At 65.3% G+C, this 15263-nt stretch carries 15 protein-coding genes; 6 read left to right on the forward strand and 9 right to left on the reverse strand.

Features of this window, described 5'->3' with window-relative positions:
- Positions 1-15: 15 nt before the first annotated feature.
- Both VKP62_07310 and VKP62_07315 read right to left on the reverse strand, forming a co-directional pair.
- The gene (locus VKP62_07310) at positions 16-726 is read right to left on the reverse strand and encodes a hypothetical protein (protein MEB3196998.1); all 711 of its coding nucleotides are present in this window, start codon (positions 724-726) and stop codon (positions 16-18) included.
- A 94-nt stretch (positions 727-820) separates the two neighbouring features.
- Positions 821-1420: a lytic transglycosylase domain-containing protein gene (locus VKP62_07315; protein ID MEB3196999.1), complete on the reverse strand. Its 600-nt coding sequence runs from the start codon at positions 1418-1420 to the stop codon at positions 821-823.
- Positions 1421-1508: 88 nt separating this feature from the next.
- Between VKP62_07315 and VKP62_07320 the strand changes: the two genes are divergently transcribed.
- Complete coding sequence (locus tag VKP62_07320; protein ID MEB3197000.1) at positions 1509-1793, forward strand: winged helix-turn-helix domain-containing protein; 285 nt, start codon at positions 1509-1511, stop codon at positions 1791-1793.
- A gap of 17 nt (positions 1794-1810) precedes the next feature.
- Here VKP62_07320 and VKP62_07325 read toward each other — a convergent pair whose 3' ends face one another.
- Entirely contained in the window at positions 1811-2521 is a 711-nt protein-coding gene (locus VKP62_07325) for a phosphodiester glycosidase family protein (GenBank protein MEB3197001.1), read from the reverse strand.
- Between the two features lie 233 nt (positions 2522-2754).
- Entirely contained in the window at positions 2755-3867 is a 1113-nt protein-coding gene (locus VKP62_07330) for an aminopeptidase (GenBank protein MEB3197002.1), read from the reverse strand.
- Between the two features lie 78 nt (positions 3868-3945).
- Here VKP62_07330 and asnS point away from each other — a divergent pair, with 78 nt between their 5' ends.
- Both asnS and VKP62_07340 read left to right on the forward strand, forming a co-directional pair.
- Positions 3946-5262, forward strand: a complete 1317-nt coding sequence (gene asnS / locus VKP62_07335; protein MEB3197003.1) for an asparagine--tRNA ligase — start codon at positions 3946-3948, stop codon at positions 5260-5262.
- A gap of 223 nt (positions 5263-5485) precedes the next feature.
- A complete protein-coding gene (locus tag VKP62_07340) occupies positions 5486-6772 on the forward strand; it encodes a D-alanyl-D-alanine carboxypeptidase family protein (protein ID MEB3197004.1) in 1287 nt (428 codons plus the stop codon).
- A gap of 76 nt (positions 6773-6848) precedes the next feature.
- Here the strand turns inward: VKP62_07340 and VKP62_07345 are convergent, their stop codons facing one another.
- The 4 genes from VKP62_07345 to clpB form a co-directional block, all read right to left on the reverse strand.
- The gene (locus tag VKP62_07345) at positions 6849-8051 is read right to left on the reverse strand and encodes a GNAT family N-acetyltransferase (GenBank protein MEB3197005.1); all 1203 of its coding nucleotides are present in this window, start codon (positions 8049-8051) and stop codon (positions 6849-6851) included.
- On the reverse strand, positions 8048-8671 hold the full coding sequence (locus VKP62_07350) for a cyclase family protein (GenBank protein ID MEB3197006.1): 624 nt from the start codon (positions 8669-8671) through the stop codon (positions 8048-8050). The genes VKP62_07345 and VKP62_07350 overlap by 4 nt, the downstream gene beginning before the upstream one ends.
- Positions 8661-9584, reverse strand: a complete 924-nt coding sequence (gene ylqF, locus VKP62_07355; protein MEB3197007.1) for a ribosome biogenesis GTPase YlqF — start codon at positions 9582-9584, stop codon at positions 8661-8663. Before ylqF ends, VKP62_07350 begins: the two co-directional genes overlap by 11 nt.
- 100 nt (positions 9585-9684) lie before the next feature.
- A complete protein-coding gene (gene clpB, locus VKP62_07360; protein ID MEB3197008.1) occupies positions 9685-12303 on the reverse strand; it encodes an ATP-dependent chaperone ClpB in 2619 nt (872 codons plus the stop codon).
- Between the two features lie 209 nt (positions 12304-12512).
- On the opposite strand from clpB, the gene VKP62_07365 reads away from it, so the two are divergent.
- The 3 genes from VKP62_07365 (at position 12513) to VKP62_07375 (ending at position 14449) form a co-directional block, all read left to right on the forward strand.
- Positions 12513-13271, forward strand: a complete 759-nt coding sequence (locus VKP62_07365; protein ID MEB3197009.1) for a hypothetical protein — start codon at positions 12513-12515, stop codon at positions 13269-13271.
- Entirely contained in the window at positions 13255-13842 is a 588-nt protein-coding gene (locus VKP62_07370) for a hypothetical protein (GenBank protein MEB3197010.1), read from the forward strand. Before VKP62_07365 ends, VKP62_07370 begins: the two co-directional genes overlap by 17 nt.
- Positions 13843-14026: 184 nt before the next feature.
- The gene (locus tag VKP62_07375; protein ID MEB3197011.1) at positions 14027-14449 is read left to right on the forward strand and encodes a YlqD family protein; all 423 of its coding nucleotides are present in this window, start codon (positions 14027-14029) and stop codon (positions 14447-14449) included.
- On the opposite strand, the gene VKP62_07380 is transcribed toward VKP62_07375, so the two are convergent.
- A complete protein-coding gene (locus tag VKP62_07380) occupies positions 14425-15234 on the reverse strand; it encodes a menaquinone biosynthesis protein (protein MEB3197012.1) in 810 nt (269 codons plus the stop codon). The two genes, VKP62_07375 and VKP62_07380, sit on opposite strands and share 25 nt — an antisense overlap.
- Between the last annotated feature and the right edge of the window lie 29 nt (positions 15235-15263).

Consider the following 15263-nt stretch of genomic DNA (forward strand, 5'->3'; position numbering starts at 1 on the left):
CGACGTTCCTCGGGCTCAAGCCAACAGACGGCGAGCGGTGTCGATGCGGGTGGTGTAATCCGCAGCAAACAACTCGTCCGGGGGAATTTCCTGCACGGGGCGAATCTCCACCACCGGGCCCAGACAGCGAATCACGGTCTGCGTGACGGGATGATAGGCCCATTGAAACAGGGCTTCCGGACGCATCCGAGCCGCTTGCCCCCAATACCTCTGGGCTGCGTGATAATAGTCGATTCCATCCGAATCGTCGAGAGCGACGCAGCAATGGCCGGCCAGTTCGAACGCGATGCCGAGGCAGACCATCTCCCCGTTATCGACCCGGTCGAGCCCCCGGATGTTGCGAATCGCCTCCTCCACGAAGAGCAGGGCCCGACGCACCGCCGCGCGGCTGGTGCGCTGCCGCCCGGAGCTGTGATACAGGGCGCCGGCCCGCAGCAAGTCGTAGATCACCTGGTGGAACGACCCAAACCCGGGAAAGTGATAGTTCAACAGTTCGTCGCCCGTCAGGTCGAGCCCGAGGCGATGCTGGGCCAAAATCTCGAGGCACCGGGCTGCCGAGTAGTGCTGGCCCACCTGGACCAGGTGGTTGACCAGCCGGGCCACCTCCTTGTCGGAGGTGCGAATCGCGCGCAATACGGCGTCGCTGATGGCCTGGTGGCTCGACAGGTCGAGCGCGGGGCCATCGGCATCAGGCAACCATAGATTGAGAGGTTCTTCAGCGTCCAAGGCGTTCCTCACGCTTGCGATCCCAAGACCCCCGACCGTCGGCGCCGCGCCATGAGGTCCATCCCGCTCTTCTCATACCCAGTCGACTTGCCGCTTAGACGCGCCCGGACAAGCGAAAGATCCGGTTGATGTAGCTCACTTGCTCCCGGGTGAAGGGTTGACCCGCCTTCTGCTGGCGGGAGACGGTGCCCACGCCGGCGAGGTACGACGCCAGAACCAGTTCCCAACGCTGCGGATGCTGACGCCAGAACCCCGCTAGCCAGGCCAGGTAGCGCGCCGTGCCGTCGATATTTTCCTCGACGTCGAAGGGATCGCGCACGCCCATTTCGCGTGCCGTCGCGGGCATCAGTTGCCCGAGCCCCTGCGCGCCCACCGGGGAACGCGCCAGCGGGTTGAAGGCAGACTCGGTGGCAATCAAAGACACCAACAGATGGGTCGGCACCTTGTGCTGAGCCGCCCTCGCCACCATGGCCGAGGCCTGCCGCCTGGCCTCATCCGGTCGCAGGCCCGGATTGATGGTCAACGCGAAGGCCACCACGCGCTCGACCGGGACGGATCCCCGTTCCGGCTCGAAGGCAAATTCGACCCCGTCAGCCGGAGGCGCTGGTGAGTCCTCGTAGTGGGCCAGCCGCGGAAAACAACCGCCCAGCATCGGAACCAACAGCAAGGAAGCCAGCAAGACACGGGAACGCATACGGGGTATAGGATAGGGGCAAGTCGACAGACACTTGCGTAACCGCGATCACGGCGCCCCCCAGGCGCCTCAGCCCCGGTATTACCCCATGCTCGAAGCGCTCCGCCAGTTTCTTCAGAACAACCCCAAGGCGACCAACTTCCAGGTGGCTCAGGCGTTTTCATTGAGCCGTGACATGGCCAACCGCTACCTTGAATGGCTCGAAGACGCCGGGGACTGCATCCTGGATCGTCCCGCGGAGGTATGCACTGGCTGCGGGCCGAAACCCGAGACGGCGCCATCGGGAGGTGCCTGCGGCGTGAATGGCCCCGCAGCCCGCCTGAACGCGCTGGCAGAAAACGCGCGGCGGCGGCGCGACACGGTGGCGGGCTAAGGCACCCGTCCATACGGTCAAGGGGCACAACCGGCGACCAGCTGGACCTGCCAGCGTGGGTCATCCCACACCAGCGCAGACGGCAGTGGCCGGGGGGCTCCTCCAACCCCCACCAGACGCCGGACGACGGCGCCCTCGCGCCAGGCCAGCGTGCTGGAGCCGCCACCGTCCAGGGCCATGGCGGCCTGGCATTGCAAATGGCGCATCACGTCGGCCATTTGCCGCACCGTCAGGCCAGGCGCGGAGGCCACGGCCCAGATCATGCCACCGTCCGGGCGCAGCCCCAGCGCGGAGCGCGCCGCAGGCTGCTGGCTCTGAATGCCGTCACGCCAACCCGTCGGGCCACGGAAACGAAACGCCTCCTCGGCCAGTCCGAGTTCAGGAAGCAATTGTGGGCCCGCCTGCAAGGCGTGGACCCAACGGGTCGGGGCGTCAGCCCACGCGCGGATCAGCCAGGTTGTCCCTGTATCGAACCAGGCGACCCGACGCGTCAGCACCGCATCCAGTCGGCCCCGCAGATGCGGATTGCGGAGCAGAGCGCGATTGCGCTCTGGATGGGTCAACCAGTGACCGTCCGTCCCCACATGGGACACGGCCACCCCGTCCGAATGGTTGAAATAGCCGCCATTGATCGCCAGCACGCCGCCGACGCGCTTCAACCAATCAGGAAGCGAGGCCCCGGGCGTCGCCGCCACGGGGCGCACCTTGGCCCCAGGTGGCAGTCGCACCCACCAGACCCGAACGCCTGCGTGGCGACAGGTTTGTAACTGAACACGCGCCGTCAGAGGCTGCAGGACGGGAGGCATCCGAGTGGACGGAGTCGGCGGAGCGGGCTCGGCCCTGACCGGAAACGCGCACCACAGTAGCGAGGTCAGACCCAGAAGAGCGGCTTCAAGCCGCCGCCGAGGGGCGGCGGGAGGGAGGCTCACTGAACCTGTCGCCGCAGGGGCCGCGGAGTAGGTCACGGCGCGATCCAGCGTTCCAGGAAGCCCTCTGGGTCGGGGGCCTGGGCCACCTGGTCCCGAAAGAATGCAATCGTGCGACGAAGATCGCCGCCACACCTGGTGTGCGCCCGCTCAAACCGATCCAGGCGACGATAGTAGGTTCGGTAAGCCGACAACACGGCATTGTTGAAACGGCCCGCGGACACGTGGCGAAAGCCGTGCCCCTGCATCTTGACCGCGTAGGATTGCCGAAATCGCGCCTGCGCCCAGGCAAAGACGGCCTCCCGTTGGCGCAGTTTCTCGTCCCGAGGAATCGATGAGGCATACAACGCTTCGAGTCGCTGTGAGACCTCCTCCACGAACGCCGTGAAGGTGCGCGTGTCCGCCTGGGCGGCCCGCGCGGCCAGCCAGGCCTCCCGGCCCCCCGGCCCCAGCGAAGCAAAATAGGCCAAGGCCCCCTGATTCCCGACGAAGGTGGCAAAGCCCTCATTGAAGCTCGAACGCCCCGCGAGATACACGGTGGCATGCGTCGTCTCATGAATCACGATGTCTGCCAGGGTCGGTTCATCGCGCGCGAGCAAGGGGGAATAAATCGGGTCTGGTAGCCAGCCGAGCAGGCTGAAGGCTGCCACGCCCCGCACCGAGGTGTCATAGCCGGCCCCATCCATGCGCGCCTGCTCGTCGAGGGCGTCCTGCTTGCGAAAATACCCTTTATAGGGAACCTGCCCGACCACCGGGAACCACCACTGGTAGGCATCCAGACTGTCTTTCGGGGCGGCCGAAACCACGTAGGTGACGGCGTCTCGGTCGAGCGCCACAAAGCTCTCGAAATGATGAGTGCCGGCCAGACCGAGCTCCCGTTGCGCAAATTGCTTCACCTGGGCGACAAACTGAAGTTTCCGCCGCCACTCAACAGGCGTCTCGGGCCGAGCAAGGAGGGTCGCCACAGGTTCCCGGCGCCACAGCAATTCCGCCTGCCCCCAGCCCTGGCGCCACACATAACATCCTGGCAGCGCAAGCGTCAGCAGGCCCAGGCCCAAGGCGGCCAGCGTGCGCCACGCGCGAGACCGGCGGGCGCCCCCTGAAGGGCCCTCATTCCGTCGCCCCAACGAGGGGAGGAAACGCCGCATGGAGCCTCCTGACGTGCAAAGCGCCCCATGGTAGCATGGTCCGGCGACGGCCTGCGAGCCGCCCACCGGAGGCTTTCAATGACGACTGCGGCAAACATTCCCACCACCACCATTCAACGCCTGGCGGCCCACGTTGGCCAGGAGGTCGAACTTCAGGGCTGGCTCTACAACAAGCGTTCCAGCGGAAAAATCCAGTTCCTGATCGTCCGCGATGGGACCGGCCTGGTTCAGGTCGTGGTCGTCAAGAAGGAGGTGGATGAGGCCACCTGGGAAGCCGCCTCATCGCTCACGCAGGAGTCGTCCTTGCGTCTGCGCGGCCTCGTGCGGGCCGATGACCGGGCGCCCGGTGGCTTCGAACTCACGGGCACCCACGTCACCGCCGTGCATGTCGTGGAAGGGGAATACCCGATCTCGCACAAGGAGCACGGGGTCGACTTCCTGATGAGTCACCGTCACCTCTGGATGCGGACCCCTCGTCAGGCCGCCATTTTACGGATTCGCCACACCATCATCCAGGCCATGCGAGGCTTCCTGGACGGGCAAGGATTTACCCTGGTCGATTCGCCAATCCTCACGCCGGCAGCCTGCGAAGGCACCTCCACCCTGTTTGAAACGGATTACTTCGGAGAACCCGCCTTCCTGTCCCAGAGCGGCCAGCTTTACAACGAAGCGCACGCCCTGGCGCTCGGCAAGGTCTACTGCTTCGGCCCGACGTTCCGCGCGGAAAAGTCCAAGACGCGCCGCCATCTGATGGAATTCTGGATGTTGGAACCCGAAATGGCCTTCGTAGACCTGTGGGGCAACATGGAAGTCCAGGAACAACTGGTCGCCCACGTGGTCGCCACCGTGCTGGAGAAACACCGCCAGGAGCTGGTGGACGTGCTCGAACGAGACATCTCCCGGCTTGAAAACATTCAAGCGCCCTTCCCGCGCATCACCTACGACGAAGCCCTCGCCATCCTGGCGGACAAGGGTCAGGTGGTGGAGTGGGGCAACGACTTTGGGGCGCCCGATGAAACGGCCCTGGCCGAACATTTCGAGCGTCCCGTGTTCGTAACTCACTACCCCGCGGCCTGCAAGGCTTTCTATATGAAGCCTGACCCCGCCCGAGAAGAGGTGGTCCTGTGCGCCGACCTGCTGGCTCCCGAAGGCTACGGAGAAATCATTGGGGGCTCCCAACGCATCGACGACCTGGCCACGCTCGAACGCAAAATGGCGGAGCATCACGTGCCCGCCGAACCGCTGCAATGGTATCTCGACCTGCGACGCTACGGGTCGGTTCCGCACAGCGGTTTCGGCATCGGCCTTGAGCGCACGGTGGCCTGGATCTGCGGCCTTGACCACGTGCGCGAGACCATTCCCTTCGCCCGGATGTTGACCCGCATCTATCCTTGAAAAGACGTGGCCCCTGTCACATCGAACAGCGCTTGCCGTTTTTTATGATGAGGTGCCGACTGGAACTTTCTTATATCCTGGAAGCCTCCAGGGACGCCAGAACCAGTCGCAGCGCCCCTGGAGAGTGGGTATAAAACCCTGGGTACGGAAGCACGCAAGTGGTGCCACCGGCCCGCTCCGAGCGGTGCAGAACCTGACCAGCTTCCTGTGGAGGAAACGCGTTTTGTCCTGGATCAAGGTCATTACCGGGTGTGCCTTGGGCCTTGTCAGCAGCGCCTGGACCATCTCGGCGGGGGCGGCGTTCGCCTACCCTGCGGCGCCCGGCATCAAGGCCGCCGCCGCGGTGGTCATCGATGCGGACTCGGCGCAGGTGCTGTTCGAACGGAACGCCCACGCCCGTCGGGCCCCGGCCAGCACGACCAAGATCATGACCAGCTTGCTGGCAGTCGAAAGTGGGCGGCTGGATGAGTACGTGACCATCAGCAAGCGCGCGGCCTCCATCGGCGAGTCCACCATCTACCTGAAGGAGGGTGAGCGTCTCACGCTTCGCCAGCTGACCTATGGGGTTCTCCTCAGCAGCGGAAACGATGCCAGTACGGCGGTGGCGGAATTCCTCGGCGGTGGGTCTGAAGCGCGCTTCATCGAGATGATGAACGCCCGCGCGGACGCCATTGGTATGCGGGACACGCATTTCAGCAATCCGCACGGTCTGCCGACGGACAACCACTACTCGTCGGCCTATGACCTGGCCATGTTGCTGCGCGAGGCGGCCATGCAACCGGAGTGGAACCAGATTGCCGAGACGAAGTGGAAGCGGATTCCTGGGTTCGGGAAAGTCGACGGCCGGACGCTGAAAAACCACAACAAGCTGCTCTGGAACTATCCCTACGCCACGGGCGGCAAGACCGGTTTCACCAACGCCGCCGGGCGTTGCTTCGTCGGGTCCGCCAAGCGCGGCTCCAGGCGAGTGATCCAGGCCTCGTTGGCCTCCTCGGACCTCTGGCGGGACACCCAGTCGCTGCTGCAGTATGGCCTGGACAACTTTGAAAACGTGGCCGTCGCCAAAGAGGGGGAAATTGTCGGCACGGTTCCCATCCAAGCGGGCAGCAGCCGGATGGTCGAGGTGATTGCGCCACGGGACGTGACGGTGAGCCTCCCCAAAGGCCATTTCGACCGCACGGCGCTTCAGCAGGTCTGGCAACTGCCGGATGAACTGGTCGCGCCGGTGAATCAGCGGCAACCCGTGGGTCAGCTGATTGTGCGGCAGGGCGAGCGAGTCCTCCAGACGGTTCCTCTGGTGGCGGCCTCCGCCGTACCGATCGCCGCATCTCCCTGGGAACTCCTCTCTTCGTGGTTCTTCCCGGGCATGGTCACGGCCTCGCTGCTCTCGCTTATGCGGCTCAAAGGCCTCCGCCGGCGTCGCTTGAATGCGTCGCTGGACAAGCTGCCCAAGGCAGCGGGGAACAAGCGCAACCCCCTCGCGCGCGAGTCGTTCCCACGCGCCTCCTGATGCCCAGGTCCCTGACAAGCGTGAGGCCCCCAGCAGATGGGGGCCTTGTCGCATGGCGCCAAGATTCCGGAGGCCGTCAAAACCGCTCGGGCATCCAGGGAATGGGGCCCGCGAAGGCGGCCGCCAGCTTGGCCAGGTCCACATCCGCCCCCTCGAGCAATCCGAGGCCCCGCACGGCGTAGGGAGAAAGATAGCCACTGTAGAGCGCCGCGAGCCCCCGCACGTCCATCACCACGCGCGCCTCCCCCCCGATGCGGACCGCTCCGCGCCCCGCCTCGATCGTCAACACCAAGGGGCGCTCATTCTCCGCCAGCAAGGGGTCTTTGACCCCCAGGTGCAACTCCGCGGAAAGCCCCGGAGGATATCCCCTGGCCTCCAGCGCCCCCTGGACGTCAATCAGGCGCAGCATCCACGGGTGAGTCTGCGCGATCGCCGAATGCGCCCGGTCCCGCATCAGCATCACGGGTTCTTGCGGCCCCGCCAGAAGTTCCGCCACGGCGCAGGTGGCCCGTTGCTCGCGAAAGAAACCGAGCAAGCGGCGGCGCGCAGCGGCCGTGACCGCGACCCAATCCCTCACCCGGATCATGGGGGGGTGCCCGGGCACTTGAGGCTGACTGTAGATGAGATAGCCCTCCGGCCCTTGCCCCCCTTCCAGCAGAAATGAGTAGAGGCGCTTGCCGGCCCCCTCCTGAGGCAATTCGCGGAATATCCGGGCCCAGTACCAGTCGCTGCGCTCAAGCCAGCCATCCGTTCGCTGAGCATGCGCCTCATACAGTTGACGCATCGCGGACATTCCGGCGGCATTGCCGAGGTCGAAGGGCTTCAGGTTGATGTGTCGCTCGACCGGTAAGGTCTCATCAAGCGGAACTTGCCAGCGCGTGCTTTCCCCAGCCACCTCGTAGCCAGCCTTTCGATACAGTTGTCGCATCTCAGGGAACAGCGTGGACAGCAACCAGCCGCGCTCGCGCTGCTCTCGCACGGCCGCTTCCATCAGCGTGGAAGCGGCCCCTTGCCCCCGCATATCCGGGGCGATCGCCACGAGCCGCACCCCGGCCATCGAAACGGGACGCCCGCCGAAATATTGGCGGCAGGCCTGGAAGGAGAGGCCCCCGATCACCCGCGCAGACTTGCGCAGCAGACGAAGGTTGGGGAGGCCTTCCTCGGCCGCCGGATTCAACTGGGGGTCGGAGGGCCAGCCAAAGGCCTGGGTGAGGATGCGGTGATAATCCCCCACTTCCCGCTCATTGAGCGGCTTTCCATAGATGAAGGTCGTGTTCATAGAGGCTGTAACGCCACGCGCGCCGGCGCACCGTCGGGAGCATCGAGCTTGAGGGGCATACAGACCATCCCGTAGGGCCCGGCCGCGATGCCCCGCAGGTCGAGTCCTTCGATGATCAGACAATCTGCTCCGAGCAGGGCGTGATGGACAGGAAAAAGACCGGTGTCGTCGCATTCAATCGAGGGTGTGTCGATGCCCACCAGGCGCACCCCTCGCTCGAGCAACCAGACCGCCGCACGCAGGTTCAAGCCGCTGGAAGGATGGGCCAGCGCGGTGGTCCGGGTGTTCAGAAGGACCCGTTCCGGCGCCCCCGCGCGCGGCCAGGCCAGTGCCAGGTCCGCCTCGTCGATGGTGGCGGAAGCTGGAATCTCCAGCACCCACACGGGGCCATTCCAGCGGCCCAGGGGCACCTCCGAGAGGGTGGCGCCGCCCCGCACGAAGTGCGCCGGCGCGTCCACGTGCGTGCCACTGTGTGACCCCATCGACAGCCCCGTGACGTGGCAGCCGTGGGAATCCAGGGTGGCGTGGGGATGTAGCTGAACAGGCGGATCGCCGGGAAAGACGAAGGTTGCGGCCCCGAGGGGGCGGGTCACATCGAGCCAGGGAGTCTCAAACCTCATCGCGGCCATCCCCTGCAGCGAGCGTGTCGAGAGCAGGCTCGAGCCCCTCTGGCGGTGGCTCGGTGGAGGAGGGGTCGGGACGTCCGCCCACTCGCACCAGTTCATCGAGGGTGAAGGCGCCGAGTTGCCCCGTTCGCAGGTCTTGCAGGAACATTCTGGCCGCCCGTCCCAGGTCCGAGGCGCCACCAGACCCGATGATGCTGCGCTTGCGGGCGTAGCCCTCGATGGTCGGGTCCGTCCAATCGGCCAGCAGGCTGGGCGCCAGGCGCTGCAACATGGCGATCGCCTCCGCTGCCACCAGCGCCGGATCATAGCTTTCGTTACTGACCGACCCCACCATGGCGAGCTTGAGCGCGAGGACCTGGTCCTCCAGCTTGGGTGGGATGATGCCCGGGGTGTCGAGCAGTTCCAGCGACTTGCCCAGGCGAATCCAGCGGACATCCCGCGTCACGCCAGGCTTGTCGCCGACCTGAGCAGCCCGTTTGCGGGCCAGACGGTTGATCAAGGACGATTTGCCCACGTTCGGCAGGCCCACCACCATGACCCGGCTGGCCCGCGGAAGGCGACCCCGCTGCCGCATCCGGGCGTCGATCTTGGCAGCCTCCGCCCCCATCTGGGCGTGCAAGGGGGCCAGGCCCTGGCCCGTCTGCGCATTCAGCACCACCACCGACAGGCCTTCCCGCTTGTAATGCTGAAGCCACGCCTGGGTGCGGGATGGGTCGGCCAGGTCGACCTTGGTCAGGACCAGCAAGCGGGGTTTTTCTCCGAGCAGCTGGTGCGTGACATCGAAGCGCGAACTGGCCGGCAGCCGGGCGTCGACCAGCTCCAGCACGAAATCGATCAGCTTCAAGCGCTCGCGAAGCGTTGACTGGGCTTTGGCGATGTGGCCCGGATACCAATTAATCAGCGACATGCTAGCCACCATTAAACCACAGCCGGCCACGCCGACAGGACGCGCTGCCGCGGAAAGGCCCGCCCGGCGATCGAGCCGGGGGGCGCCCGCGCCGCAGCGATCAGCCGGCGGACGCCGGCGTGGCCGCCGCGCGAGGCTCGAACACGAGCTGACCGGCCTCCAGCCGGACCTGGACCGCATCTCCCGCCTGGATGCGCCCTTCCAGCAGGGCCTTGGCCAGCGGATTGAGCACGTGGGCCTGTAGCGCCCGCTTGAGCGGACGGGCCCCGTAGATCGGGTCGAAGCCGATCTCCGCCAGCCAGCGCACGGCTTCCTCCGACAGGCTCAAGCTGACCCGGCGGGATTGCAGGCGCTGCATCAGTTGCGCCAGTTGCCGCTCGACGATCGATTCGATGTGCCCGCGTTCGAGGCCATGGAACACGATCGTGTCATCCACCCGATTCAGGAACTCCGGCCGGAAATGGTCCCGCAACGCTTCCGTGGCGATCGCCTGAAGCGCCTCCAGGCCTCGACCGACCGCCGCCTGAATCGCCTGCGCGCCCAGGTTACTCGTCATGATGACGACGGTGTTGCGAAAGTCTACCGTTCGCCCCTGGCTGTCCGTCAGACGACCGTCGTCCAGCAATTGCAGCAAAATATTGAACACATCCGGATGGGCCTTCTCGATCTCGTCCAGCAGAAGCACGCTGTAAGGCCGGCGACGCACGGCCTCGGTCAATTGCCCCCCCTCGTCGTAGCCGATGTAGCCTGGGGGCGCGCCAACCAGACGGCTGACCGCGTGCTTCTCCATGTATTCGGACATATCCAGCCGGATCAGCGCCTGCTCGGAATCGAAGAGGAATGCAGCCAGCGCCTTGGCGAGCTCCGTCTTGCCCACCCCCGTCGGGCCCAGGAAGATGAAACTACCGATCGGGCGATCGGGGTCCTGAATACCCGCCCGCGATCGGCGCACGGCATCCGACACGGCCGCGATGGCATCGTGCTGCCCAACGACCCGCTCACCCAGGCGTCGTTCCATTTGCAACAGTTTCTCCACCTCGCCTTCCAGCATGCGCGAGACGGGAATGCCGGTCCATTTCGAGACGATCTCCGCCACGTCCTCGTCGTCCACCTCCTGCTTGAGCAGCTTGCCCCGCTGATGCAGCGCCGCCAGCGCCGCGTGCTGGCGTTCCAGTTCCTGCTGGAGGGACGGCAAGGTGCCGTAGCGCAGTTCGGCCGCCCGCGTGAGGTCGCCCTCGCGCTCGGCGCGCTGCGCCTGCCCCTTGGCGGTTTCGATCTGCTCCTTGGCGTTTGAGATGGCGTCAATGACGGCCTTTTCCTCCTCCCACCGGGTCCGGAGCGTGTCTCGCTCCTCCACCAGCTGCGAGCGTTCCTGCTGAATGTGAGCCAGGCGTTCGCGGGCGCCTGCATCTTCGGGGTCCTTGGCGACGGCCGTGCGCTCGATCTCCAGTTGCCGGATGCGGCGCTCCAGCGCATCCAGCTCCGTGGGCATCGAGTCGATTTCGATGCGCAACCGACTGGCTGCCTCATCGACCAGGTCGATGGCCTTGTCCGGCAGAAAGCGATCGGCGATGTAGCGGTGGGAGAGCGTGGCAGCGGCCACCAGCGCGCTGTCGAGAATCTTCACCCCGTGATGGACCTCGTAGCGCTCCTTCAAACCGCGCAGGATCGAGATGGCATCGGCCACGCTGGGCTCGCCAATCAGCACGGGTTGAAAGCGCCGTTCCAGGGCGGCATCCTTCTCGATGTGCTGGCGATACTCCTCCAGGGTGGTGGCCCCGATCGCTCGCAGTTCGCCGCGTGCCAGCGCAGGTTTGAGCAGATTGGCCGCATCCATGGCGCCATCCCCCCGGCCGGCCCCCACCAGGGTGTGCAACTCGTCGATGAAAAGAATCACCCGCCCATCGGCATCGGCGATTTCCTTGAGAACGGCCTTGAGACGGTCCTCGAACTCACCGCGATACTTGGCGCCGGCAATCAGCGCCCCCATGTCCAGGGCGATCACCCACTTGTCCTTCAGGCCCTCCGGCACGTCCCCCGAGACGATGCGCTGCGCCAGCCCCTCGGCGATCGCCGTCTTGCCCACGCCGGGTTCGCCGATCAGCACAGGGTTGTTCTTGGTGCGCCGCGACAGCACCTGCACGGCCCGGCGAATTTCCTGGTCTCGGCCAATCACCGGGTCGAGCTTGCCCAGCCGGGCCTGCGCCGTCAGATCGCGCCCGTAGCGCTGCAGGGCCTGGTACTTGTCCTCCGGATTGGCATCCGTGACCCGTTGTCCCCCGCGCAGCGCGGCCAGGGCCTGGTAAACCCGTTCCTTGGTGGCACCGGCCGCACGCAAACGGTCCCCCGACTTCGACTTGAGGGTCTCGTCCGCCAACGCGAGCAGCAGGTGCTCCGTCGACACGAACTCATCCTTGAGCCGCTCCATCTCTTTCCAAGCCAAATCGAAGGCCGTCTTCAAGCCTGGAGACAGATAGAGATTGCCCGGCACGCCACTGACGCGAGGCACCCGCGCCAGATCCGCTTCGACCGCCTGTCGCAGGGACTCCCGATTGACCTCAAGCTTCTGCAGCAAAGGCTGCACGATGCCCTCACGCTGCAGCAGCAAGGCCAGCAGCAGATGCTCAGGTTCCAGTTGCTGATGCCCCCGCTGATCCGCCTGGTCCTGGCAGGCTTGAACGGCTTCCTGAGCCTTCAAGGTGAAGCGGTCGAGTCTCATGTCGGTCGTGCCTCCTGTGCTTGCGAGAGCCTTCAATCAACATATTAATTTAGTCTATCAATGTCAAGTGAAATAACTACGCAAAGCCCATCCGTGGAGAGGGATGGCTTCAATCTTTCTTCCCCAAAGCTTAACGTCACTTTCCCGAAAGGCAGGGGGATAAATCCCGTGGTGCCTTTCAGCGAGCGGAAAGGCGGAGGAACGGAAGCGTGCGAAGCAAAAAGCAACTGAAGGCCAGGACTTCCGCCATGGCGATCGCCTGTCTGCTGGCGGGTTGCGGCATTCAGCCTTTTGCGCCCACCACGGGTGACTACGGCTACGGCTCGGATCCCTACGGCGGGGGCTACGGCTCCGACCCCTACAGCGGCGGCTACGGCTCGGACCCGTACGGCGGCGGCTACGGCTCATCCCCCTCGGGCGGCGGCTACGGTTCCGATCCCTACAGTGGCGGCGGTTTCGGTGGGGGGAGCTTCACGTCCCCCGGTGGCAACTACGGGGGATCCTTCGGCACGGTGCCGACCCCCGCTCCCATCACGGGAAAATTGCAGGTGAGTCGCCTCAACAAGAACAGCAAGGGGGTTCTGCTCTGGAAAAAACTGACGGTCTCCGGCCAGATCACCAATCCCTCTCAGGGCGTCCTGTCCGGTGAACTGCAGATCAGCTTCACCAAGGGTGGAAAGGTGGTCGAAACCCAGACCGAATTCGTGACCGATCTGGCCCCCGGGCAGGCACAAGGGTTCACGGTGAGTTCCAAAAGGTCGGCCGATGACGTGCAGATCGGCATCACCTCACTGCCCGGCCAGTTGCCCGGCTCCAACTACACAGGAGGCGGCTACGGTTCAGGCTATGGAAACGGCTCCGGCACGGGCTACAGCGGTGGCTACGGCGCCGGAACGGGCTACGGCGGTGGCTACGGCTCCGGAACATCGGGCTATCCCGGGGGAAGTGGCTATGGCACGCCCTACTGATGCTGCTCGGGCCAGGCTGGTTCGCTTCACGCTCTCGGGTGTCGCCTGGCTGAGCCTGGTCGGCTGCGGTCGGGTCGCCCCGGTCGGGGGCCTGCCCGTGGCCCCCATGCCTCCCGCCACGCCTTTGGAACAACCAGCGCTGACGCCGCTGGAACAGCCCATCGCGCCAGGTCTGAATGTGCCTGCGTTCGTGGGGCCCGGGGGTGCCGCGCTCCCCGTGAGCACTCAACCCGGCGCCGGGACTGGTTCGTCCCAGATTGGCGGGCAGACACCCACGGCCGGCTGTGACCCCCTGAATGGCTGTAACATCCACGCCCTGCTCGTGGTGGGCGGAATTCAAAAGGCCAAGATGGGCTTCCTGTGGCGCAAGTTGCGGGTCAAGGCCACCATCTCCAACCGTGGAGCTCAGGCCCTCGACGGAGAAGCCATCGTTCGCTTCAAGAAGGGGGGACAGGTGGTCCAAAGTGAGTATTTCCCGTTCGCCGTGCTGGCCCCTGGGCAAAGCAAGGCGTTCGAAGCGGTCTCCGCCGTGGCCGCCGACGACGTGGAAGTGACCAGCCGCGCGCTGTGACTCGCGGCTTCCGGGGGCGAGCACTGCCCGCAACGGCCCCGAATAATCAGGAAGATACAGCCTTCGTTTCGGCACCCTCGCTTTCATTGACAGGGGCCGCAAGGCGCCCCTAAAATGAGCCGCCCCTTTGTTGAAAGGGCGCCGCTCGACCATCCAGCCATTTCTCCCCAAGGAGCCGCCACCTATGCAGTCGATCTCGCTGCGCCGTCAGGTCACCATCGTGGCCATCGTGACGGAGCAATTCCGCCAGCAGGCCACCGCCGAGTTGCAGCAAGGCTTGCAGCAACTGGATATGGAGGCGCAGCAACTGGAGTTTCAGGGCAAGCGCGCCCTGAGCGACTTCGAAAAGCGGGGGGCCTCCGCGGCGGAACTCGAGAACATTCGGGCCCAGCTCGAGGAACAACGTCAGCGCATCAAGGGCCAGAAAGCGGACTTGCTCTCCAAGCTCGATATGGTGGGCAAGCTGGAAAATGGCAGCGAATTCATCCAGGGCACCGTCGACAACTTCGTGGAAGTCAAAGTGGGCGACCACCTCTACGCCAAGCTGGCCAATCCTCAGTTGATCGTGAAGGACGGCCTGGTTCAGGAAATTCGCGGCGAGGAGTGAGGGCGATCGCCCTCTCTCCATTCCTCCTCGAGCAGGCGAATGCCCTGCTCGTGGACCGGGGAATAGTCGTAGCTGAGCAGCGAAAAATAGCCCTCGAGCTCCGCAGCCGGAACGCCCAGCCGCGCGGCTGCCTCCGCCGACCAGTGCGCCAGATTTCCGAGGCCGTCCGCCTTGGCCTGAAGGAAAAGCGCGCTCAAACGCTCTGACATCTCAGTCGCGAGATCCCACCGCGTCACCCACAGGCTGGTCACCAGCGGGGTATGCGTCATCTGCCACCAGGCTTGCCCGAGGTCCAGGCGATGCAGGCCGCTCTCGGCTCGGCCGGCCAGAATGGCAGCATCGCCGATCAGCAGCGCCGCATCGTAATGCGTCAGAAGGTCCGCCAAGGAACCGTCCCGGGCCTCGAAGGTCGCCTCCACGCCGAACAAGCGATGCAGCAAGCCTCGCACGAGCTGGTTGGACGTTGCGCCGAATTCCGGCACGGCGATCGCCGCACCAGAGAGCTGGGCGAAAGAGCGCTTGCTGAACAGGATGGCACTGCCCAAACGCCCCCAGGCGCTGATGGAGAGGTTCGGAACCAGGCGATAAAAGTCGCGTCGTGCCAGGTATTCAAACGTGGAAACGGGCGCCACATCCAGCTCACCTGCCGCCATCCAGGCGTCCAGCTCCCCCGGGCGGCCTGCACGAAAGGTGAGCGGCGGCTGTTCCGGCAAGCCTCGCCGCAGCGGGGCCTGGATGGGCCATCCGCTGACATAAGCGAGTTCACCGACCCGGATTTGCGACACGCTGGCCCCTCCGAAGGCCAGATTATACG

The sequence above is a fragment of the Candidatus Sericytochromatia bacterium genome (genome assembly GCA_035285325.1).
Classification (GTDB): Bacteria; Cyanobacteriota; Sericytochromatia; order S15B-MN24; family JAQBPE01; genus JAYKJB01.